General features: G+C 61.3%; 1 protein-coding gene. It reads left to right on the plus strand.

Annotated elements, in window-relative coordinates:
• A partial coding sequence (locus SB764_RS42295; RefSeq protein WP_410867077.1) for an FMN-binding negative transcriptional regulator occupies positions 1 to 256 on the plus strand: 256 nt, incomplete at both ends.

Raw genomic sequence — 256 nt, forward strand, 5'->3', positions numbered from 1 at the left:
CATTTCGCCATCTTGGTATGCCTCCAAAGCTGAGCATGGCCGCGTGGTGCCAACGTGGAATTACTCCACCGCGCACGTCTACGGCGAGCTCGTGATACACGACGACGTCGACTGGCTCGCCCGGCATGTGCGGCGCTTGACCGACAAACACGAAGCGCAGATGCAGCACCCTTGGACTGTGGACGAAGCACCCGAACGGTTCATCGCCGGGCAGCTAAGGGCGATTGTCGGCGTCGAACTCGTGATCAGCAGGGTG

The sequence above is a fragment of the Paraburkholderia sp. SIMBA_027 genome (genome assembly GCF_046535315.1).
Classification (GTDB): Bacteria; Pseudomonadota; Gammaproteobacteria; order Burkholderiales; family Burkholderiaceae; genus Paraburkholderia; species Paraburkholderia tropica.